Raw genomic sequence first — 22456 nt, forward strand, 5'->3', positions numbered from 1 at the left:
CAACGTGCAATATAGAACGAGCAGGGCAATCCATTTATAAAGTGTACACCATTCGCTTAAAATTCTTTAGAATAACGAAAAGCTGAACGCTTATTTATATTTTTGTTCACGCCTCCATGTCTGCTGTAAAAATACTCCATAATTTTAGTAAAGATGACTTCATTGTCACGGCAGTAGAGCCTTGGTTTAAAGTAAAGGTTCAAGTAATTCAGGATTATTTTCAGGCATTTTTGGCAGAAACGACCGGAAGAGTTGATGAAATTGTGTTGGTGGATTTTTTTGCTGGCTCCGGATTCTATGCCATCGGCCATCAAAAGGAAATTGTTCCTATGCCATCGTTATTGGGTTTTAGACAAGATCCGCCTTTTAGTAAAATAATTTTGCGGGAACCTGAGCCAGAGGCGGCAAAGGCATTACGTGTAAGGGTAAATAAATATTTCCGGGGTCGTAATTCCGTTATTTTTGAAGAGGGTGTTGAGGATATGATTGATAAGCTTAGGCTTTATATTCCACCCAGCAAGAAAAACTATAAGGTGGCAACACTTTGTTTGCTGGATCCCTTCTCCATTAATTTTCAGTTTAGTGCTATAGAAAAACTAGCCGAAATGGGCTACAGTTTTTTGGTGCCTTACACTTTAATGCTCAATTCACGGACTGATTATCGCTATTATCAAAAAGAAAAAAGGGAGGAATTAAAGTGTTTTATTGGCCCCAACGAAAGTTCAGTGATGGCTGCGAATAACAACACGGAGTTTTATAAGAAGCTGGTGAGGTCTCACCAGAATAATATGCTGGCCTTGGGATTGTCGGTTTCATTGTCGGCACATAAGCTGGATTCAAAATACATGGAAATGCCTATGTTTTATGTAGGACTATTTTCAAAACAGGTATCCGCCAAGTCAGTGGGCAGAGATGTGAAAGAAAGTATGCAGCAACAAATTGAGTTATTCTAGAACTAAACTGGAAAGCACGAATCCAAAGGCTTCAGACGGCTTGTTTACTTTAGCAATCAGCCGTCTGAAGCCTCCAAACAATTTTTGAGATTGTAGTTCAATGTCGCTTTTAAGCCTTTTATATGGCCTCACCTCCAGTCCTCTCCATCGGAGAGGATGACTAAGGAAGCTTAATTAAAGCGACATAGGATATAGTTAGAGAGATCTAACAATTGCCAGCTTAGATTTTACCCTTACCTTTGAGATTATGATGAAAATAGGAGAGGTGCTCGTTTCGGACGACATCAAGAACAAGGAGTTTGTTTGTAACCTGGAGAAGTGCAAGGGTGCTTGTTGTGTAGAGGGTGATTATGGTGCACCTCTTGATGAAGATGAGCTTGAAATACTTAAAGATATTTATCCGCATGTAAAACCCTATTTATCTAAAGAAGGTATTGCCGTTATTGAAAAAGTGGGGACCCATGTGTTAGATGATGACGGAGATTTGTCAACACCGATTATTAAAGGAAGAGAATGTGTGTACGCCATTTATGATGAAAGGAAAGTATTGAAGTGCGGTATTGAGCAGGCTTATCTGGATGGAAAAATTACCTACAAGAAACCGATATCCTGTCACCTATATCCTATACGCCTTTCTAAGAAAAAACATTTTGAGGCGGTGAATTACCACAAGTGGAGTATTTGTTCAGATGCCTGCACATTGGGTAAAGAATTAAAAGTACCTATCTACAAATTTTTAAAAGATCCGCTCATTAGAAAGTATGGACAGGATTGGTATGAGGAGTTGGTGAAACAGATTGAGCAGCCTGCCTGATACAAAACCCAGCGCCTCTAAAGAGACGCTGAGTAGGGGAGTTGGCGGATATAATGTTAGAAAGGCACGTATTTAATATTGTAACCAATATATGAAATAGCTAGCCTACCTGCTGAGACATTAGGTGTGATTTCAAAATTACCATCAGTATTGCTTATTGTTCCTAAGGTTCCATTTTCAAGCACAACGTTTACGCCTGATAGCGGCTTACCATTTTCATCTTTAATATTTCCTGTAATTTTTTTGTTTCCATCTAAGTAGTTAATCACTACTTTAAAATCTTTTCCCGATGTTGACACCTCACCAAACGTTACTGTGCTGTAGGAGTTACTTTCTGAAAGAGCAAATGTGATGGGGAGTACCATGCGTTGCTTTACGGCTATACCTCTTTGTTTCCCGGGTATCCAATTTGGTGATAAACTTAATATACGAACCGCTTCTTCGTCACAACCATCGCCAATTCCTTTAAGTACCGTAAAGTCAGACAGTGCACCATTTTCATTTACAATGAACTGGACAAACACTTTACCTTGATTATTTTTTCTCCTTGCCTCAGCTGGATATTGCATGTTTTTTCCTAGCAGTGCGTACAACGCTGGCATACCACCAACAGGTTGGGCAGTTTGTTCTACCACAGTGAAGATCTCCCCGTTTTGAGAAGTCATTGAAGCTACTTGGTTTAGGATTCCTCCTTTCTCAATAACAATATAGCTCTCAAAATCATTTTTTCTTTTTTCTGTAGGTACAACTATATGCACCGAACGGATTTCATTTGTATCTACAGATTTCTCAAGATTTTCTAAAGCAGTTTTGTCGTTATTCATCACACCAACAACCTGAACTTCAGCTTTGGGATTTTTAGCTTTGATGTCGTCAATTGTTTTTTGGACTTCAACAGGATAATCTGTAACCACAGTAGATTGATCAGTAACCATTTTCAAATCATTCATGATTTGATCATCACAGGCTACTACAAGTACAACAAGAGCAACCAAAGGCAGAAGTATCACCTTCTTCCAGCTGGCCATAGCATGTTTCATATTTTTGAGCATAGCAATTCGTTTTAAGGTTAGGGAATTATTAAAATGATTGGCAATAGGAAACTCGGCCGAGTGTAATGCGACCTTTGCCAACAGGCCACAATATTGATCAACATCATGGTTTGTTACCGCTCGCGAATCGGCTTCGAACTCATGTACTTGAACCAATGCTTTTTTGTATAAATAAATAATGGGATTAAACCAGAACAAAATACTGATGGTGTTTACAAATAGTATATCCAGTGAATGATATCGTGCTACATGAATAAGTTCGTGCGCTACAATTTTTTGTTTTTCTTCATCACTTAATAAGTGTGCTTGCCCTATAATAATATAATTGAAGAAAGAAAAGGTTGGTTTATCATCTGTTACTTCCAGTACAAATGTTTTTGCAGTTGATTGTACAATTGATTTTTTAAGATAATTTATCAGACTATTCAGTTGAATAAAAAGTCTTACGAAGAGAAGAAAAATGCCAGTACTGTAAATGAGTGCTACTATTTGCCAGGTGGTAAGGCTCAGCTCGTTTTTTACAACCTCGCCACCAACCACTATTTCTGGAAGCCAATATGTGGGAATGGCATCGCTAACAGTGGGCACTAATGAGTTGTCGGCCAGCAGGCTAACGTTTATAAAGGGAAATACCAATAATCCTATAAGAGAGGCTAGTAAATACAGCCTGACAAAATGAAAATTAGTTTCTTTTCGTAAAATCAGATAGTAGATCCCGTAAAACAAGCTCATCGCTATGCTTGCTTCTAACAAGTAGTTGAGGAAGTTATTCATGGCTTATCTTTTTTAAGGTTTTCAAGTTGCTTCATCAATGCTTCTACATCCTGAGCATCAAGCTTATTGTCTTTAGCAAAAAATGACACCAGGTTTTGAAAGGAACCATTGAAGTAACCTTTCAAAAGATTGTTCAAATAGAATTTTGAGTATTTGTCTTTAGAAATAATAGGGAAGTACTCATGTGTTTTACCATACGAGTTATGGTTAACAAATCCTTTCGTTTCAAGAATGCGCACTATGGTCGACACTGTATTATAAGCAGGCTTAGGTTCTGGCATTTTTTCGATAATGTCTTTAACAAAACCTTTCTCAATCTGCCAGAGTATTTGCATCACTTGGTCTTCTGCTTTTGTTAGTTCTTTTATCTGCATTTGGCTCCTTTTGGTCTGTTCAACTATTACTTACGTTATAAAACTAAGTATTTAGTTATAGCTAACCCAAAAATTTCATATTATTTTTATATTCATTTGATTATCAGATGTTTAATTTTTTTTTCACCCCAAATACTAAAAGATAAAATCCACTTCTGTGGGAATTTAAGAGAATTGGAGCCTGTTAAAGCCGCAAAATCCATCCTCTCAGATAGAGAGGATGGATCAAGAAGCTAGAGAGTAATCATTTACAATTTCAAGATGCGAATGCTAATTACTTCGTTACATTGTATTAAACGAAGCATATAGAAACCTCTACGCTTGCCCTTTAAAGCAGTGGTAAATTGTTCACTCAGTTGTTTGACTGTGCCTTCACCAGAAGAAATAGCTACACCGTTTGGATCAAGTAAGGTCCCAGTCAGTAAAGTTTCCTCATTGGCTGGCAGTGTATATAATTTGACTTCACCAAATGTAGGATTCGGGAATACTCCGAAAACCGGAATGCAAGGGCGAACATCAATAATATTGAATTTGAAATTTGATTGAGTACCAACTAAAAGACCAGTTGCTGATTCAATTGAAAACAATATGTGCTCTGGCCTGCGTTCGCGGAAAACGTCTGAGTTAGGTGTAACTGTAAAAGAAATAGTAGAATCTCCTTCTGAAATATTCAATGTTATTCTTCCCTGCATATTTCCAGGATTGGTGGTGTAATCCCAACGATTCCCATAGAGTACTCCAGCACTGTTATAAGCGCGAATAATAACAGTGTAACTCGTATCGGCAGGTGATGAAAGCATTAAGCTAACCTGATAACTTTCACTTCCTTCCTCGCGACTGATTTCAGCCTCAGTAAAAGCGATTGTGGTAAGATCATTGTCAATAATGGTTAATAAAAATGTAGATGAGTCATTTATCAATAAACCTTCAGTGGGTAATATTTTTAGTGTAAGTGTCTCATTTGATTCATCTAACATGTCATCAACAACTTTTACTAACACACTAGCTGAAGTATTACCAGCTGGTACGGTTATCGCAATAAGGGATGCTGATGCTACAGGACTTGTAAAAAAGTCTGCACCATATTCTGCTGTGCTTGTAGGTTCAACGGATAGCGTAAACACTTTATCTGTAGCCGATGGCCTTGAAAGTTGGAGATTAACCAACACTGAATCTGTTTCTTCACCTATAATACCAAATGCATCAGTAAATGAAACCACGGGTGCAATAAATTGGTAGCGCACCATCACGGGTAAATGGTCAGAAGTTGTGTTACCGTAATTAGCTATTGAGTTGAAAGGCGTTACTACTTTTTCTGAGCCAATAAGATATTCTTCTTGAAGATCATCGCTGATGATTTGGTGATCGATCATATCATTAAAGCTTATTGTAGTCTTTGCACCTGCTAAACTTAATGCTAGCGTTACCGGCAAATATGAAGTAGTGTCATTAACAAAAGAAGTGTAAGAAGAAGGCCTACCAGAAACAATTGATTGATCCAGATCGTCATTCAAATCGCCAAGGATAATGACTTGTTCATTAGCATAGTTCGCATCTAATGAATCTTTAAGCACTTGCGCGTCATACACCCTTCTATTAAAATCTGCTACTGCGCTGCCGGATTTAGCATGCAAATTTATAAAGTGCACTCTTTCTGTTATTCCGTTTATTGTAACATTTGCTGTTAGCATGAAGGGAAGGCGTCCACTAGACCAAAAGCTACCAGGATCTCCAGTTGGATAGTTCGGCAGCAAGGAAGCATTTATTGATCTAGCTGAATCATAGAGATTTTCAAACATGGCACGGTATGAAACAACCTCAACCGTTGTGCTATCATAAATAAAGCACACTTTTTGTGGAGGAAAATCTGAGCTGGGTCCTTCAAAGGAGTAGGAGAAGCGATCAGAACAAATACCTCTGTGACCAGGTAGTTGAGTAACTAATTCATTAAATAGTGAATCGCTTGACACTTCTTGCACTGCGATTATATCCGCTTCCAGTGAGGTGATCACCTGTCGCGTATTTTCAAGTTGCAACGCTTCATCAGCCGGTCCAAATTCCTCGCCATATTCTTCACGCGTTGCTCCGAAAAATTCAAGATTCCAGGTAACTACGTCAAAAGTAGTCGTCTTGGGTATTGAGTCCCCAGGGTTTTGAGGTTCAGTTGCTCCTGGTAAATCTTCGCGGAAGCGCGGAAGCAATTGCGCATTAGCTCTGAATCGACCTACTACACCAGTAACATCAACCAGACCTTGGGGTTTGGTAAGCCCTGGAATATTAGTATCTCCATCAATACGCAAGTCCACTTGTATAGAATCATTTGTGATGAGCTCAGTACTCTGAGGGTAAAACACAAAAGACTTGTTTACAATTTCAACCTGTTGAACGGTTACTAATAATCCTTCATTTTCTGCTAGTTCGGTAATGGCAATTACCTTAGGTGCAATAATTCTGATGGAGCTGTCTGGTTTTATGAATGAGATGTTTGCTCCGCTAATTTGTTTTTGGTCATTAAAAATGCCAATAGGCCCGGTAACAATAACACTGTCGCCAATAGCCACACTATTACTTAGCGTAAAATCAAATACTGGTATACCACCAGTTAAATCCTGAACATATGCAGGACTACCAAATTGATTGCCGGCCGTAATTCTGCCTGCGACAGTTACTTTACTACCCACACTTTGGGTACGGGCATCAGCAATAGAAATAATGTTATTTAATGGATCATAACCATTACCGGCTACAGCCAAACTTTTAACAAGTAATCCATTGCTGTGGTAGATGCTGTCTATGAAAGTACCGTTTGTTGTGGGTTGAAATTTCACATACACAGTTGTGCTGTCAATAATGTTAAGTGTATCAAAGAAATTTAGTTGATCTAACGAAAGTTGAAATGCAGAAGAAATGGAAACGACAGTACTGATCGAATCTGCTAAGTTATTTCCAGTCACCAAATACGATAGAATTCTATCTGTACCAACATTTATCTCACCGAAATTAAGAGAAGCTGGTGTGAATGAAAAAGAGGGTTGATCAGAAGGAATACCAAAAGGCGTTATTGAAAAATCGTCAATCGCTAGCGCATCATCAGAACTGGCAACATTAAAGTCTGTCCAACGCATCCAGAAAGTTGCTCCTGCAGGAATGGATAGACCTGTTATGGTAAATGATAAATCATTTCTATTGGCTGGCGCGTTTCCATTTAGCGCGCCAACAGTGCCAGATAAAACCGGAGCAGAGAAATCAAGATTGTCAAAATCTGTCCAACTTCCATCCGCAAGAGATGTTGCATTCAGACTCAATTGAAAGTCAAGACGATCAGCCTGTGTACGTGAAGCAGCACCAAGGCGCCATTGTTCGCCAGTGTAACTTACTTGTAACTCAGTGATTGTTGCTCCAGTGTTATTAATGAAGCCAGATCCAATAAAAGGAATTAAGGAACCAGACTGCAGACCACCTAATGCGCGGTCACTAGCATCCAGCCCTAAGCTGTAGGTGTTACCTGCATTGGATGAACCTGTTCCTGCAGCATAAGCTGTGTTAGCATTCGTGCCGGTTTCTAGGAATACCCACCCAGCAGGGAGTGTACTGACATCGTTTGTAGTACCTGTGGCAGATAACGTGTTAAAGTCTTGTGTGTATGCAGTGTTAAGTGCATTCAGATTGACTTGACCTTTCGATAGAGTAACGGATGTCATTACTACCATCAAAAGTAATAGATGCTTCAGTAGTGGTTTTGTCATGTTAAGTTTTTTAGGGACATGAAGATACAGAAGCTATATGAAGAGTACATTTCCAAAGCATTAAATTAATACTGTATTCTTTTGACGCTGTGATTATTTATGAAATTGGTAGGGAAGATACCTTAATATTAAGGTATACTTTTAGCAAAGTACTTAGATCGGCATCACAGTTCGATTCTTATTAATGCTTTTACAATATCCTATCTTCAGCACATAGTAAAAGCACCTTTTAATACTTCAGTATTACTGCCGTGATATTAATGTATAAAAGATTTTTGTTTCAAATACACTATAGAATTTGCATTGCAATTTTTGAAACATCATATCCAGTCATGAATCAATTAAAATAGCTGCAACTATAAGCCAACAGGTTAGCACCCATTTTTAAGGCTTCTAATCTTTTGGCTTCCGGATCGTTGTGTACACGTTGGTCTTCCCAACCATTACCCAAATCAGATTCGTAAGAATAGAATACAATAAGTCGGCCTTCATATAAAAGTCCTAACCCTTGTGATGGCTTACCATCGTGTTCGTGTATTTTGGGAAGCCCTTTTGGAAAATCAAATTTTTGATGATAAACCGGATGATCGTACGGAATTTCAATTAACTCAAGTTCGGGTAGTGCTTTCTTTAATTCAAGGCGAATAAACTTATCCATTCCGTAATTATCATCTATATGAAGAAAACCGCCAGCCAACAGATACTTTCTAAGATTAGCCGACTCCATATCATTGAAGATAACATTGCCGTGCCCAGTCATATATATGTAGGGATATAAAAATAAATCACTGCTGCCAACCTCTACTATATCTTCTTCAGCGGCAATGGCAGTATTCAATTCTTGATTACAAAACGAAATCAAATTGGTTAAAGCTGTTTTGTTGGCATACCAGTCGCCACCACCATTATATTTAAGTCTGGCAATTTTAACCTGGGCCATGCCACATACCGAAGCAAGCCATAAAAACATGATCAGACTGTATTTCAAGTATTTTTTAATCATAAAATAAAAAATCTTTACCCGTAATTAAACCTTTACCATGAGTATCTGTCAAAGCACCAAAAATTACCAAGAACTTAACGATACAAGTATGAAACCTAGCAAATTTTTAAAAATTACAAGCCTTTCTTTGCTTGTCTTTTTTTCAGCTATCATTATTTCCTGTAATGATGAAAACAGATTAACGCTGAAAGATAGTCAGGATATTGCGGAAGATGCATTAACTGATTCTTATTTTGAAGATGCTGATGACATGTCTTCTCTTGCAATTCAGTCGGATGCTGCAACTGCAGGGGGTGTTACTTCACCATCCAACAGACAAATTTCAGTTTCTGATTCCCGCTTTTGCCCAGGAGTAGTTGTAACCATTGTTATGTCACCAAATTCATCACAAACTGTTCCTGTAGGTACTGTCACCATTGATTTTGGAGAAGGTTGCACAGATCCAAGAGGTAATGTGCGTACAGGTATTATTACTGTTGCTTTTAATGGAAGAAGATTTCAGCCAGGTTCAACCTTGGTTTGGACAACCAATGACTACACAATTAATGGTATACAATTAGAAGGTAGCAGAACGTTGACGAACATTACGGGCAGCACTGAAGAATCTCCTAAATTTCAAATTGAATTAGTAGGCGGAAGGGCAACTTTCCCTGATGAGTCAGTAGCTACTCGTGAAGCTTCATTTACTCGTGAATGGATCAGGGCTGCCAATCCCGCTAACGATGAGATGCGCCTTGATGGTAGTGCGGAGGGCACTAACAGGGCTGGCATTGCTTACACCATGAACATACAAGAAACATTAGTTTTCAAGCGCGGCTGTGGTTTCCCGGTTTCGGGTGTCAAGATATATACTAGAGAGGGTAAGCAGATTACAATCGACTATGGAGACGGTGCTTGTGATAGACAAGTAACCTATACTGTTGGAGATCAGAGTATTACTACTAATGTAGGTAACAATTAAAAGAACTAAAGCAAAATAGAAAAGGCTGTTTCTTTACAAGAAGCAGCCTTTTCTATTTTGCACATCTGATTTTTTGAGGCTAGTGGTTTTCAAGGCAACCAAAGAGACCTATCTTTGGTTTGAATTTTTGGGTATGAAGCAGTATTTAGACTTAATGCAAGAAATCCTTGAAAAAGGGGCACTTAAAACAGATAGAACGGGCACAGGGACCTATTCAGTATTTGGTCGACAACTGCGTTTCGATTTAGCCAAGGGCTTCCCTTTAGTTACTACTAAAAAACTGCACTTACGATCTATCATTTATGAACTCCTCTGGTTTTTGAATGGAGATACAAATATTAAATACCTGAACGACAATGGAGTTTCTATCTGGAACGAATGGGCGGATGAAAATGGCGAGTTAGGCCCGGTTTATGGCTCTCAATGGCGCAGCTGGCCTGCTTCTGACGGTCGTCACATCGATCAGATCACACAAGTACTCAATCAAATAAAAAACAAACCAGATTCGCGAAGGCATATTGTTACCGCCTGGAATCCGGCAGAAGTTGATAAAATGGCCTTGCCTCCTTGCCACGCGCTATTTCAATTTTATGTGGCAGAAGGTAAACTATCATGTCAGCTATACCAGCGCAGTGCTGACTACTTCCTGGGTGTTCCTTTTAACATTGCATCTTATGCCCTCATGACTTACATGTTCGCGCAACAGTGTAATTTATTGCCAGGAGAATTTGTATGGACAGGTGGTGATGTGCATTTATACACGAACCATATTGAACAGGCAAAACTGCAGTTAAGCCGAGAGCCTTACGCCATTCCAACATTAGAAATAAAGCGTAAACCTGAATCACTTTTCGACTACAAATTTGAAGATTTTGAAATAGTTAACTATCAATCACATCCATCAATTAAGGCACCAATTGCAGTTTAGGCAGCATTAGATCAAAGCGTTAATATCTCGTAAAACTCTACTTTGTTTAAGTATTTTTTGAACGCTTCTGTAATTACTGGGGCATGGCCTCTACATATTCCCAAATTATGGCAGAAAAAAGCAGCATTTTCGATATGATTGGCCCGGTAATGATCGGTCCGTCAAGCTCTCACACCGCTGGTGTGGTGCGTATCGCCCGTGCTGCCCTGAAACTTCTGGGTGATATACCCGAGGAAGCGGAGATAACTTTTTACAACTCATTTGCCAGAACTTATGAGGGCCACAGCAGTGACCGTGCAGTAATTGGCGGCCTGATGGATTTTAAAACAGACGATAAAAGAATTAAAAATTCCCTGGATCTCGCTGGTGAATTTGGGCTTTCTTACAAGTTTAAATCTGTAGGTAATGCATCAACTATGCACCCTAACACTATACGCCTTGTACTAAAAAAGGGCGAGAAGCAAATTGAAGTGCTGGGCGAAAGCAAAGGAGGAGGAATTATTAACATTGCTGAGGTCAACGGCTTCAAGGCTGATTTTACTGCCAACCTGCATACCCTAATTATTTTTGCAGATGATGTGAAGGGCAGCATAGCATTTATTGCAAACATTCTAGCTCATGACGAGTGTAATATTGCAACCATGAGTGTATCCCGTAAGGGCAAAAATGACCTCGCTTGCCAGGTCATAGAAATGGATTCCGGCATCAAGGGTGTAACATTAGCTTACCTCGAGAGTCTAAGCTGGGTAAAACAAATCATTTACATACCAGACATCGATAAATAACCATGAAAAAGTGTTTTACTATTATTTTAATTGCATTAGCAGGAACAGGTTTTGCCCAGGAACAAGGTAAGGTCTGGACACTCAAAGAGTGTGTTGACTACGCAGTGGCCAATAGCTTAGACGTAAAAAGAAGTGTCTACAGCCGTGAGACCGGTGAGATCAATGCATTTCAATCAAAAATGCAGTTACTGCCAACCATAAATGGTAATGCTTCCTACGGATACAACTGGGGTAGAAATATTGACCCAACAACAAATGCCTTTATCGAACAAAGGATCACATCAGCTAACATGAATGTATCAGGTTCATTGCTTCTATGGAATGGTTTTAGACAATTCTACGCTACGCGTCAAAACCAGACAGAGTTTAATGCATTAAGCGAAGACTTGATCAAAGCAAAGAACGATGTAATTCTCAATGTGATTAATTTGTATATGACAGTTATCTTTAATAAAGAGTTACTAGGCAACGCACAATCACAATTAAGTTCTACACAACAACAACTAGATAGAACACGTAAGCTAGCTGATGCGGGATCAGTACCACGAGGCAACGTTCTTAACCTTGATGCACAAAATGCTACAAATGAGTTGAATTTAATACAACGAGAGAATGCGCTAAATTTATCATTACTTCAACTAAAGCAGGCTTTACAACTACCAGCCTCTACCGAAATGGATGTTGAAGTACCAACAATGGATGTTCAAAGAGATCTTGTAATTGATCAGAGTGCTGATGAGATTTTCTCAGCAGCTGTTACCTTAATGCCAGAGATTAAAGCAGCGCAACTTCGTAAGAGGAGTGCAGAATATTCCCTGCGTTCTGCCAGAGGTAGTTACTATCCACGATTAAGTATGAATGCCTCCATTGGTTCTGTTTATTCTGATGCACGCTTAGAATTTGTTCCTAATGGTCAGGTAGACGTAGTGCCCTCACAGATCGGATATGTGCAAGGCACCAATTCACCAGTGTTTAGAGACGTTGCTACACCACAAGGTTCGTTGCAAGAAGTAAGTTTTAAAAGACAATACAATGATAACTTGGGTAGAAGTCTTGGCTTTAGCTTAAATGTTCCGATTTTTAATGGCTATGCTACACGCTCTAATGTAAGACGTTCTGTAATTGCGCGAGAGCAAACACACATTAATGCAATTCAGTTAGAAAATACACTTAGGCAATCAGTTGAAACAGCTGTAAATGATGCTGTAGCGGCACATCGCACCTTTCTTTCAGCTGAAAGACAGGTTTCAGCAAGAGATGAAGCATTTCGCATGACCAAACAACGCTTTGATGCAGGAGCTGCCAACTTCGTTGAATATCAAGTAGCAGAAAATGACTTGTTTCAGGCTAAGTCTGATTTACTAAGAGCAAAATATGATCTCCTCTTCAGAAGGAAACTTTTAGATTTTTACCAAGGCAAACCAATTCTCGACTAATTAATTACTAATACTCATGGCAAAGCAAAATAAGAAATCAAATAAACTAATATACTGGCTAATCGGTGCAGTAGTGGGCCTTCTACTTTTTGTAATAATTGGCAAGTCTGCCGGGTGGATTGGTAAGTCGAAAGAGCTGGAGGTTGATCTGGCAAAAGTTAAACGTGTAAGCATTGTTGAAAAAGTAAGTGCTTCCGGAACTGTCCAACCCGTAACAGAAGTGAAGATTGCACCAGAAGTATCTGGTGAGATTCGTGAGTTGATTGTAGAAGAGGGTGACTCTGTACATCGTGGACAATTATTGGTTAAGATCCGCCCTGACACATGGTTATCACAGTTAGAGCGTGCTGAAGCATCATTGAATCAGCAACGTGCAAACTTGAAATCATCTGAAGCTGCTTTGTCTCGTGCTGAGGCTACTTTCATACGCGCAGAGCAAGATTTTAAGCGTCAAGAATCATTATGGAAGGAAAAAGTCATTGCTGAATCAGAATGGCAATTGGCACAACAAAACTTTAAGGTGGCTGAGAACGATTTGAAGTCTGCGAAGCAGTCTTTACAAGCAGCCGGATTTATAGTTAAGAGTAGCGAGGCTACAGTAAGAGAAGCAACTGAAAATGTGCGCCTGACGAGTGTAGTTGCTCCTATGAATGGTATCATTTCTAAATTAAGTGTTAAAAAGGGTGAGCGTGTAGTAGGTGCCCAAACCATGACAGGTACAGAGCTATTGCGTATTGCAGATCTGAACTTAATGGAGGTGAGAGTTAATGTTAATGAGAATGACATTGTTCGTGTTCATCAGGGTGATACTGCCATCATCGATGTTGATGCTTACTCATCACAGAATAAAAAGTTTAAAGGTGTAGTAACTCTTATTTCAAATACTGCAAAAGATAAATTGTCTGCAGATGCCATTACAGAATTTGAGGTACGCATTTCAGTTTTACGATCATCATACGAAGATTTGATCAGAGCGGGTAACAAATATCCTTTCCGTCCGGGTATGACTGCCTCTGTAGATATTATTACCAAGAGAAAAGATAATGTACTTTCTGTGCCATTGGCTTCAGTTACTACGCGCAACCCTGATAAAAAAGTTGGTTCCGCTCCACCTTCCGAAGATTCTCAGCGTAAGGTTCAAAACAGTGACAAAGTTGAAAAAGTTGTAGAAGATAAGATTGTAGTATTTATTAATGATAACGGTTCTGCCAAGATGGTTGAAGTGAAAACCGGTATCAGCGACTATGATAATATAGAAATTATTGAAGGCTTAAGTGATAGTGCTGAGGTTGTAACCGGTCCTTTCCTGGTTGTTTCTAAACGTTTGAAAGACGGAGAAAAAATACAGCAAGCGAACAAACAAGCAGCTAAAGAAGATCCAAAATAATCTTTGTTATCTGGTTTAATTTCCAGAAGCTTATTGTCTATTGACCTAAAAACGTCTTTGTTCCTTCGGAGCAAAGACGTTTTTCTTTTCAATCACTTGCTTTTACTACCTTTGCAACAAATTACAATTATGGTAAAGCATCCGTGGCACGAAGTAGCAGTAGGCAAGAATCCGCCAGAACATATCAACTCGATTATTGAAATCCCTAAGGGATCAAGAGCAAAGTACGAGATTGATAAAGATAGTGGTTTGATTATGTTGGATCGTGTACTCTATGCTTCAATGTACTATCCACAGAATTATGGCTTCATTCCACAAACATTGGGTGAAGATCACGATCCATTGGATGTAATGGTATTAACACAGGTTACAGTAGTTCCCCGTTGCCTCATTCCATCTAAAGTGATTGGTGTAATGCGCATGATAGACAAAGGCGAACCCGATGATAAAATTATTGCTGTAGCAGAAGGAGATGCCAGTGTTGGGCATATCAATGATGTTAGCGAACTTCCTGAATATTTCCGTGTAGAGTTGAGGCACTTTTTTGAAGAGTACAAAACCCTTGAAAATAAAAAGGTAATCGTAGATGAATTCCAGTCGAAGGAGAAGGCAATGGAAATTATTCTTGACTGTGTTGATAGATATAAAAAAGAATTTAAAAAGTGAGAATTGGTTACGATGCTAAGCGTTTGTTCAACAATTTTACCGGACTTGGTAATTACAGCCGCTTCATTGTAAAGGCAATTCGTAATCATAATTTTAGTGATGAGGTCTTTCTGTTCACACCTCGCATAAAACAAAATGCTGAGACAAAGGAATTTCTGGATCAAGGAAATTACTTTACTGTTCAACCAGCTTCTTGGATTAGTACTTTAAAGTTAGGCAGTTATTGGCGCACAGCTTTGCTAAAGCGTGAAGCCGCCAAACACAAACTCGATATTTTTCATGGCATGAGCCATGAATTGCCAGCTGGTATTACATCGGTTTGTAAGTCAGTTGTAACCATACACGATTTAATTTTTTTGCGTTTTCCTGAACTGTACTCACCTATTGATAGGTGGATATACACTAGAAAAGTGAAGTATGCTTGCGCAACAGCGGACATTATCATTGCTATTTCGGAGCAGACTAAACAAGACCTCATTAATTTTCTGCAAATACCTGCAGAGAGGATTAAGGTAGTGTATCAGGGTTGCCATCCTAATTTCCATAATGAAATTAGTGAGGAGACTAAACGGGAAGTACGAAAGCGATACGCTTTGCCTGAGCGATTTATTTTAAATGTTGGCACTATTGAGCCACGTAAAAATGCATTGCTTATTTTGAAAGCAATGGCACTTTTACCAGAATCAGAAAGATTACCTTTAGTAATTGTGGGTAGACCTACAAAGTATGTTGAACAAATCAAATCTTTTGCCGAAGCGAATCAATTAACAAATCTTATAATTTATCTCAATAAGATTGATTTTAAAGATCTTCCTGCTATTTACAATCTGAGTGAATTATTTGTTTACCCTTCAATCTTCGAGGGTTTTGGTATTCCATTAGTGGAGGCCATTGCTTGTAAAACGCCTGTTATTACTTCAACAGGTTCTTGCTTTACTGAGGCTGCAGGTCCGTATGCTAAGTATATTGTGCCAGACAATGCCAAGGCATTGGCAGAAGCGATGCAACAAATTATAAATAACCCAACACTAAGGGAAGAAATGGTGACGAAATCATTTCAACACATCCAAAAATTTAGTGAAGAGAAGATCGCTGCAGACATGATGGCTGTTTACCAATCTTTAATGTAACAGTTTTTGGATGTAAGCAATTATCTCCATCATCCATGCTATGCCCATGTGGACAATGATACCGCCCCAAACGCTTCGGCTTTCATAAGCAACCACACCGAGTATATATCCACCGAAAATCGAGCTGATGGCTTCACCCATAGGTTTACCAAAATGAAGCATACAATATATTACTGCCATTGGAACAATGGCATTTCTACCCAATATCTTTATCATACCAATCACAAGGAATCCGCGGAAAAGTAGCTCAACAGTTATAAAGTCAAGACCGTAAGCAATCTCATAGATAATTGCTGCTGTCCATTCAGGAATTTCCAAGACTAAGTAAGCATTATTACTCCTATACATGGGGTACTGACGTTGAAAGCTTTCCAGGAATGATGCAGATAGCAGCAAGGGCAACATCAAGAGTAACAAAGACCAATAGGGTTTTAAGTCTGCCTGTTGATTGTTAAGTCCGTAATAATGTTTCTCCTTTTTATCGAAAACTAAATAGAAAAGTAGAAGCGGGATGAGTATGGTGAAAAAACTCACACCATTAACAGATACTTTATAAACCCAGTAAGTTAATTGTGAATTAAAATTGTCATAGATAAAACTATTCAGGTAAGGAACTGAGCCATCAAGTGATAGTAGACTCAACCCAAATAAACTGTAAAGCCAAAAAAATGGATTGGATATAAAACTTTTTGTTTTCTTAAAAATGCTTAACAAAAATATTGTCAAGTAATAGCCACTTCCATAGAACAAGAGGTAAACAAAAAACTTTGTGAAATTGCTATAGGCATCAATTACCTTCTTTTCGAAGGCAAAACGATAATTAAAAAAGATAAAAAGTGTTAATACAATACCAACAGTAACATAATAAGATAAATAAAAATCTTCCTGAAGATGTTGCTTTAAAAGCTTCCAGATTTTTTTCATTACCAGCTTACTAATTGTTGGTAGACGCGGTGAATGGGTAAACCCATAACGTTAAAATATGAACCTACAATTTTTTCTATGGCTATCATACCAATAAAATCTTGTGCACCGTACGCACCTGCTTTATCGTAAGGTTTATAGTTGTCTATATAGAAATTGATTTCCTCTAGATTAAGTTTTTTGAAAGTTACCTCAGTTGTGTCATCAAAAGCAACTTCTTTTTCTTTTGATAAAATGCAAACCCCTGTCATGACCAAATGTGTTTTGCCCGACAGTTCTTGTAACATTTGGACTGCTTCAGGTTTATCGATGGGCTTATTTAGAATTTTATTTCCAAGGATTACCACCGTATCAGCAGTTACTACAATTTCGTTTTGCATACGTGGTCGAAACACTTCTGCTTTTCGCTCAGCAAGGTATTTAGCAACACTATCTACAGGTAATGTTGGCGGGAATGATTCATCAATATCAGGTTTTTCTACTGTGAATTCAAAGCCAGCTTCTTTTAGTAAATATTGCCTGCGCGGTGAACTGGATGCTAATATAATGGAACGCTGTATCATTTTTTAAAAGGGTGAATACACCGGACTTTTAAATTCTTCTTCTTTAATGGAACTAAACACAAAACCACAAATTACTTTGGGATAAAAGTAAGTTGATTTTTGTGGCATAGTGTAACCACTGGCACAAACACTCTTCACTTCTTCTATGGATACTTCGTTGGTGATAATGGCCATTTGTGCTTCTTCACTGATCACTTTGGTAAGGCAATCGCCAAAGCTTCGATCGAAAGTAATATTATTTGATTGGCGTTGCTCTTTGCCAGGAATACCTAATACTTTTTCGATGATAAAGTAGTGCATTACAGTAAGATCAAGTTTCTTAACCGCATCAGGAAAAGGCCAGGTCATAGAAGTTAATGCTTCAGGTTTAAGTCTTACCTTATAGGTGTTCTCTTTAAAAAGTAATGCAAAGGCCCACTGCTTGCCTACAATAATTTCATTGGCAGTATCGGCATCATCAAGCACTTTAATAATAAAGTGTTGTTCAAGCTTATTTAGAATTTCTTGTTCATTGAAATCATTAATGCCTTTGATAAGCCTGTGCGTGGGAAGAATTCGAATGTCATCTGATTCTGTATTGGTCAAATACATAAGATGAAAATTATAACCTTCTTCACCTGTATGTGCAGGATTTGATTTGGTCATTTTCTCCCGGTAGGCAAGTGAACCCTCGTAACGATGGTGACCATCAGCCAGAATTATTTTTTTTCCTTTAATTAGTTCAATAAATATACTGATGATTGCGGCATCATGTATTACAGCCAACACATCTTTTACACCCTGGTAATCTTCAGATTCATAAAGTGGATGCAGAATAGCTTCATCCATATAACGTTCTAGTATATGATTTGTATCAGTATATAAACCGTGAGTTGGGCTAACATTCAGCTCAGTTTTTTCAAGTAATTCAATGCGATCGTTTACTGCGCTGGGTATAGTATTTTCATGACGAAGTACCACATTTTCGTTCCAGTTGTATGCACGTATGTTGCTTATAAAACCCTTGCGACAAAATTCTTTCGTTGAACCTGCAAGTTTAAAATATTGGTAATACACATAAATAGCAGGCAATTTGTCTTGGATGATAATGCCTTTTGTCTTCCATTCTTCTAATAAAAGGTGTGCCTTATTCGAAGCATCTGGTTGTTGTGGAACAGAAAGATAAATGCTGTTATGTGGATTTTTATATAATGCCTTGCGTTGTTTGTCTGAAACAACGTCAAATAGGGGAGAGGTAAGTTCGTCTATATTACCCGAAAGTGTTGGGTTGTACCGCCAAGCCCTGAATGGTTTAATATCAGCCACTTTAATTTTTTTTATAACGTTTAGGCTAAGCGATTTTTACGCCATTTACTTTCTTCAGCAACTACATTAGGTTCCTGAACCGTGGTTTTGTTCTGCCCGATTACAAAAGAAGCCAGGGCTGCAGCTAATAGTTCCTCTTCATTATTCCCTGTCTTGTTTAGCACTTCTGGCTTGAAATAGTTTTCAACAAATTTAGTATCAAACTGTCCGCTTCTAAAAGCTTCATGCTTCATTACGAATTCACAAAAGCCTAATGTTGTTTCTAGTCCCGTTATTTGATAATCCTTAATTGCTCTGATCATTTTTTCAATGGCCGCTTCTCTCGTTTCAGCATGACAAATGAGCTTGGCAATCATCGGATCATAATAAAAAGGTATACTCATGCCCTGCTCAAAACCATCATCAACCCTGATACCATGTCCCTGTGGACGAACATAAGTTTGTAGTGTACCAATATCAGGCAAAAAATTGTTAGCAGGATCTTCTGCATAAACGCGGATTTCAACAGCGTGACCTTGCATGATGAGGTCTTCTTGTTTAAAAGGAAGTTTTTCACCTTGGGCAACTTTTAATTGAAGTTGTACCAGGTCTAATCCTGTTATTTCTTCTGTTACCGGATGCTCTACCTGCAAACGCGTATTCATTTCTAAGAAATAGAAATCGAGATTTTCGTTTAAAATAAATTCAATTGTTCCTGCGCCATAATAATTACAGGCTTTGGCCGCATTTACCGCAGCCTCACCCATGGCTTTTCGCAATGCGGGTGTTAACACTGCGGAAGGTGCTTCTTCAACAACCTTTTGGTGTCTGCGTTGTATAGAGCATTCGCGTTCAAACAGGTGAACTACATTACCATGCTTATCGCCAAACACTTGAAATTCGATATGTCTAGGTTTGGTCACATATTTCTCAATAAATACAGCTCCATCGCCAAAAGATGAAATGGCTTCACTGACCGCTCGCTCCATTTGCTCCTCAAACTCTGCTTCATTTTCTACAACTCGCATACCCTTTCCACCACCACCGGCACTGGCTTTTATTAGTACAGGGTAACCAATTTCTTTAGCCAATTTTTTTGCAGCGGGTATATCATCAATAGGCTCGGCAGTACCCGGAACCAAGGGTACATTAAATTTTGCCACCGCAGCCTTTGCCCCTAGCTTGCTACCCATCAGTTCAATTGACTTGGCAGATGGGCCAACAAAAATTATTTTATTGTCTTCGCATAATTGTGCAAAATCTTCATTCTCTGATAAGAAACCATAACCCGGATGAATGGCATCTGCTCCTGTCTGTTTGGCAGCAGCAATAATTTTATCCATCTTCAGGTAGGATTCGGAAGAGGCAGGCGGGCCAATGAAGACGGCTTCATCGGCAAAGCGTACATGAAGTGCATTGCGGTCGGCTTCGCTGTAAACCGCAACAGTTTTGATATTCATTTCACGTGCGCTGCGCATTACACGCAAGGCTATTTCCCCTCTATTGGCGACTAGTAACTTTTTAATTTGCCCCATACTTTATAGAAACTACAATGCTAAACAAATAATATCAATGCATCAATGGCGTTGATCGCTTTTACAAACAGCAAAAGTAATGAATATGAGGTGATTAAATTGTTATTAGTTGTAAATGATTAAATGCAATTTGAACGGGTGTAATTCTTGGAAAGCCTTAATAATCTGGTATCATAAATAGAAACAGACATAAATTTTTGAATAACACAAACTAAAGGGTGCCCTTAAACAACTAATGTTTTTATACGAAGACCATATTTTTGTATTCTTATTTTTTTATGGCCTCAAGTAGTGGTAATTTCATTTTTTTAGTAGATTTCTCGCCATGCCCCTTCGTTTAATATTTACGCTTTTGTTTATCCTTCTGACACCATCTGTGTTATTGGCTCAGGCAAGGCAAAAAATTGATAGCCTTTCAACGTTGCTTAAGCATTACACTAAAAAGGATACTACTTTGGTTGATATTCTAAATCAAACAGGATTTGAGTATTGGACAATTGAAGCCAACAAATCTGAGCAATATGGACTTGATGCTCTTGAGTTGGCCAAAAAAATCCAATATTTATCAGGTGAGGCAATGGCTAATCGCGTGATAGGAGTATCGCATTGGGCAAGAGGCAATTTTTATGATGCGCTCCAATACTTATTCACGGCTCAGGAACTTTATCAAAGAAATGAAGATCTTTTAGGAGCTGCAAATAGCACAATGAATATTGGTTTAGTTTATGCCGATCAACAAAATCCTGATGAGGCCCTAAGATATTATATGACTGCTTTGGGTTTCTTTAACAAAATTGGATACGAAGATCGCATTGGCACTACTTATACCAAAATCGGTTCTGCTTATGCGAGTCAGAAAAAATATAGTCTGGCTTACGAGTATTTTATTAAGGCATTACAAATACATCAGAGAATTAATTTTCTTTTTGGTATACAAGAGGTTTCCAATAGACTAGGTATTCTGTATATGGACCAAGGCCGTTTGGAAGAAGCCGAAACACACCTATTTAAGTCTCTATCGATAGCTCGCACACGCAATGATCATGAGCATATAGCTATAAATCTTGAAAACTTAGCAAAGATATACATTCAACAAAAAAAGTATTCGCAGGCAGAAAATTTTCTGGATGAGGCATATAATACAGCGAAAGCGTATGGCTATAAAAAGTCTTTATTGGCGATTCTATTTGATTTAAAAGAACTAACAGCAATTAAAAAAGATTATCAGGCATCATTACTTTATTTTGAGCAGTATGAAGTTTTGAAGGATAGTATTTTTAATCAAGCGAAGTCACATCAAATTGCTGCCTTAGAGAAAGAACGCGAAGTCCGCGATAAAGAACAACTGCTTAGTGTTAGGAAAAAAGAAATCTTATTGCTTCAGCAGGATGCCAGAATCGACAGTCTGATTCGCAGTTTATTAATCGTAACGGTTATTTTACTAAGTTCGGTTGGTTTTATTTTTTACCGCCATCAAAAAGTAAAAGTCAGGAAGAATTTTGAGTTACTACAAAGCAGGCAGAAGTTGTCGGAGTCCAGAGAGCAACTGGCAAATGTAGAGCTTGAGAATATAAAATTAAAGGAGAAGGAACTGAAACAAGAACTTGAACTTCGTAATAAGGAGTTAACATCCTATACCGTTAATTTTATCCAGAAAAATGAGTTGCTGGAAGAATTAGAGTTGAAACTTCAATCTTTAAAAAAGACAGCTACAGACCCTGAACTTGCCAAAGAGTTAAACGGATTATTACAGCACGTTAACAAAAAATTAAATATTGATAGGGATTGGGAGGATTTTAAGCTGACTTTCGAAAACGTTCATCAGAATTTTTTTGGTAATCTTTTAAAGGACTATCCTGATCTTTCCCCAGCTGAGTTAAAACTATGTGCACTCTTAAGATTAAATATGGGCACTAGGGAAATTTCAGCTTTACTTGGTATTTCAGCTGATAGCGCAAAGACTGCGCGGTATCGCTTGCGTAAAAAGCTTAACCTGGGTCAGGAGCAGAGCTTAAATGATTTTATCATTGGCTTTGCCTAGGTAGAATGCCTTAACTGAAGGAATTTCAGCCTTTTCTCCTTCTCTTGTTCACATCTTGTACCCCACCTTTCTTCTAGTTGTTCACCTTTTGCTGGCTTGA

Annotated in this window: 18 protein-coding genes; 10 read left to right on the plus strand and 8 right to left on the minus strand. The window is 38.4% G+C overall.

The annotated features are described in order from the left end of the window. Nucleotides 1-116: 116 nt before the first annotated feature. Both tcmP and SanaruYs_RS16495 read left to right on the plus strand, forming a co-directional pair. Nucleotides 117-953, plus strand: coding sequence for a three-Cys-motif partner protein TcmP (gene tcmP / locus SanaruYs_RS16490; protein WP_127123697.1), 837 nt, complete (start codon nt 117-119; stop codon nt 951-953). Between the two features lie 247 nt (nt 954-1200). Continuing rightward, nucleotides 1201-1767 carry a DUF3109 family protein gene (locus SanaruYs_RS16495; RefSeq protein ID WP_127123698.1) on the plus strand — a complete coding sequence of 189 codons (567 nt, stop codon included), beginning with the start codon at nt 1201-1203 and terminating at the stop codon, nt 1765-1767. 56 nt (nt 1768-1823) lie between these two features. Here the strand turns inward: SanaruYs_RS16495 and SanaruYs_RS16500 are convergent, their stop codons facing one another. The 4 genes from SanaruYs_RS16500 to SanaruYs_RS16515 all read right to left on the minus strand — a co-directional run bounded on the left by SanaruYs_RS16500 (nt 1824) and on the right by SanaruYs_RS16515 (nt 8683). Then, complete coding sequence (locus SanaruYs_RS16500) at nt 1824-3593, minus strand: M56 family metallopeptidase (protein WP_127123699.1); 1770 nt, start codon at nt 3591-3593, stop codon at nt 1824-1826. Continuing rightward, the gene (locus SanaruYs_RS16505) at nt 3590-3961 is read right to left on the minus strand and encodes a BlaI/MecI/CopY family transcriptional regulator (protein ID WP_127123816.1); all 372 of its coding nucleotides are present in this window, start codon (nt 3959-3961) and stop codon (nt 3590-3592) included. Before SanaruYs_RS16505 ends, SanaruYs_RS16500 begins: the two co-directional genes overlap by 4 nt. A gap of 254 nt (nt 3962-4215) precedes the next feature. Further along, nucleotides 4216-7713: a DUF5689 domain-containing protein gene (locus tag SanaruYs_RS16510; RefSeq protein ID WP_127123700.1), complete on the minus strand. Its 3498-nt coding sequence runs from the start codon at nt 7711-7713 to the stop codon at nt 4216-4218. Nucleotides 7714-8050: 337 nt separating this feature from the next. Beyond that, nucleotides 8051-8683: a DUF4159 domain-containing protein gene (locus SanaruYs_RS16515; protein WP_246011936.1), complete on the minus strand. Its 633-nt coding sequence runs from the start codon at nt 8681-8683 to the stop codon at nt 8051-8053. A gap of 121 nt (nt 8684-8804) precedes the next feature. Between SanaruYs_RS16515 and SanaruYs_RS16520 the strand changes: the two genes are divergently transcribed. The 7 genes from SanaruYs_RS16520 to SanaruYs_RS16550 all read left to right on the plus strand — a co-directional run bounded on the left by SanaruYs_RS16520 (nt 8805) and on the right by SanaruYs_RS16550 (nt 16009). Then, nucleotides 8805-9677 (plus strand): hypothetical protein, encoded by an 873-nt coding sequence (locus SanaruYs_RS16520; protein ID WP_127123701.1) that lies wholly within the window; start codon nt 8805-8807, stop codon nt 9675-9677. 133 nt (nt 9678-9810) lie between these two features. After that, nucleotides 9811-10605 (plus strand): thymidylate synthase, encoded by a 795-nt coding sequence (thyA, locus tag SanaruYs_RS16525; RefSeq protein WP_127123702.1) that lies wholly within the window; start codon nt 9811-9813, stop codon nt 10603-10605. A 107-nt stretch (nt 10606-10712) separates the two neighbouring features. Further along, entirely contained in the window at nt 10713-11390 is a 678-nt protein-coding gene (gene sdaAB / locus SanaruYs_RS16530) for an L-serine ammonia-lyase, iron-sulfur-dependent subunit beta (protein WP_127123703.1), read from the plus strand. A 2-nt stretch (nt 11391-11392) separates the two neighbouring features. Then, complete coding sequence (locus tag SanaruYs_RS16535; protein ID WP_127123704.1) at nt 11393-12826, plus strand: TolC family protein; 1434 nt, start codon at nt 11393-11395, stop codon at nt 12824-12826. A gap of 16 nt (nt 12827-12842) precedes the next feature. Beyond that, nucleotides 12843-14213, plus strand: coding sequence for an efflux RND transporter periplasmic adaptor subunit (locus SanaruYs_RS16540; RefSeq protein ID WP_127123705.1), 1371 nt, complete (start codon nt 12843-12845; stop codon nt 14211-14213). A 129-nt stretch (nt 14214-14342) separates the two neighbouring features. After that, the gene (locus SanaruYs_RS16545) at nt 14343-14879 is read left to right on the plus strand and encodes an inorganic diphosphatase (RefSeq protein WP_127123706.1); all 537 of its coding nucleotides are present in this window, start codon (nt 14343-14345) and stop codon (nt 14877-14879) included. Then, on the plus strand, nt 14876-16009 hold the full coding sequence (locus SanaruYs_RS16550; RefSeq protein WP_127123707.1) for a glycosyltransferase family 4 protein: 1134 nt from the start codon (nt 14876-14878) through the stop codon (nt 16007-16009). The genes SanaruYs_RS16545 and SanaruYs_RS16550 overlap by 4 nt, the downstream gene beginning before the upstream one ends. On the opposite strand, the gene SanaruYs_RS16555 is transcribed toward SanaruYs_RS16550, so the two are convergent. Genes SanaruYs_RS16555 through accC form a run of 4 tightly spaced genes read right to left on the minus strand, consistent with a single transcriptional unit; the run spans nt 16001 to nt 20315 of the window. Then, nucleotides 16001-16933 carry a CPBP family intramembrane glutamic endopeptidase gene (locus SanaruYs_RS16555; protein WP_127123708.1) on the minus strand — a complete coding sequence of 311 codons (933 nt, stop codon included), beginning with the start codon at nt 16931-16933 and terminating at the stop codon, nt 16001-16003. The two genes, SanaruYs_RS16550 and SanaruYs_RS16555, sit on opposite strands and share 9 nt — an antisense overlap. Next, a complete protein-coding gene (locus SanaruYs_RS16560) occupies nt 16933-17496 on the minus strand; it encodes a Maf family nucleotide pyrophosphatase (protein WP_127123709.1) in 564 nt (187 codons plus the stop codon). Before SanaruYs_RS16560 ends, SanaruYs_RS16555 begins: the two co-directional genes overlap by 1 nt. Nucleotides 17497-17499: 3 nt before the next feature. Beyond that, on the minus strand, nt 17500-18801 hold the full coding sequence (locus SanaruYs_RS16565; RefSeq protein WP_127123710.1) for a DUF1015 domain-containing protein: 1302 nt from the start codon (nt 18799-18801) through the stop codon (nt 17500-17502). Between the two features lie 20 nt (nt 18802-18821). Next, nucleotides 18822-20315: an acetyl-CoA carboxylase biotin carboxylase subunit gene (gene accC / locus SanaruYs_RS16570; protein ID WP_127123711.1), complete on the minus strand. Its 1494-nt coding sequence runs from the start codon at nt 20313-20315 to the stop codon at nt 18822-18824. Between the two features lie 325 nt (nt 20316-20640). Between accC and SanaruYs_RS16575 the strand changes: the two genes are divergently transcribed. Next, nucleotides 20641-22356: a tetratricopeptide repeat protein gene (locus tag SanaruYs_RS16575; RefSeq protein WP_127123712.1), complete on the plus strand. Its 1716-nt coding sequence runs from the start codon at nt 20641-20643 to the stop codon at nt 22354-22356. The last annotated feature ends 100 nt before the right edge of the window (nt 22357-22456 follow it).

The sequence above is a fragment of the Chryseotalea sanaruensis genome, assembly GCF_003990915.1.
Classification (GTDB): domain Bacteria; phylum Bacteroidota; class Bacteroidia; order Cytophagales; family Cyclobacteriaceae; genus Chryseotalea; species Chryseotalea sanaruensis.

Bases quoted from the DNA above. Each gene is read 5' to 3' on its own strand.
- tcmP (WP_127123697.1), top strand. From the start codon at position 117: ATGTCTGCTGTAAAAATACTCCATAATTTTAGTAAAGATGACTTCATT.
- SanaruYs_RS16495 (WP_127123698.1), top strand. From the start codon at position 1,201: ATGATGAAAATAGGAGAGGTGCTCGTTTCGGACGACATCAAGAACAAG.
- SanaruYs_RS16500 (WP_127123699.1), bottom strand. From the start codon at position 3,593: ATGAATAACTTCCTCAACTACTTGTTAGAAGCAAGCATAGCGATGAGC.
- SanaruYs_RS16510 (WP_127123700.1), bottom strand. From the start codon at position 7,713: ATGACAAAACCACTACTGAAGCATCTATTACTTTTGATGGTAGTAATG.
- SanaruYs_RS16515 (WP_246011936.1), bottom strand. From the start codon at position 8,683: ATGTTTTTATGGCTTGCTTCGGTATGTGGCATGGCCCAGGTTAAAATT.
- SanaruYs_RS16520 (WP_127123701.1), top strand. From the start codon at position 8,805: ATGAAACCTAGCAAATTTTTAAAAATTACAAGCCTTTCTTTGCTTGTC.
- thyA (WP_127123702.1), top strand. From the start codon at position 9,811: ATGAAGCAGTATTTAGACTTAATGCAAGAAATCCTTGAAAAAGGGGCA.
- sdaAB (WP_127123703.1), top strand. From the start codon at position 10,713: ATGGCAGAAAAAAGCAGCATTTTCGATATGATTGGCCCGGTAATGATC.
- SanaruYs_RS16535 (WP_127123704.1), top strand. From the start codon at position 11,393: ATGAAAAAGTGTTTTACTATTATTTTAATTGCATTAGCAGGAACAGGT.
- SanaruYs_RS16540 (WP_127123705.1), top strand. From the start codon at position 12,843: ATGGCAAAGCAAAATAAGAAATCAAATAAACTAATATACTGGCTAATC.
- SanaruYs_RS16545 (WP_127123706.1), top strand. From the start codon at position 14,343: ATGGTAAAGCATCCGTGGCACGAAGTAGCAGTAGGCAAGAATCCGCCA.
- SanaruYs_RS16555 (WP_127123708.1), bottom strand. From the start codon at position 16,933: ATGAAAAAAATCTGGAAGCTTTTAAAGCAACATCTTCAGGAAGATTTT.
- SanaruYs_RS16560 (WP_127123709.1), bottom strand. From the start codon at position 17,496: ATGATACAGCGTTCCATTATATTAGCATCCAGTTCACCGCGCAGGCAA.
- accC (WP_127123711.1), bottom strand. From the start codon at position 20,315: ATGGGGCAAATTAAAAAGTTACTAGTCGCCAATAGAGGGGAAATAGCC.
- SanaruYs_RS16575 (WP_127123712.1), top strand. From the start codon at position 20,641: ATGCCCCTTCGTTTAATATTTACGCTTTTGTTTATCCTTCTGACACCA.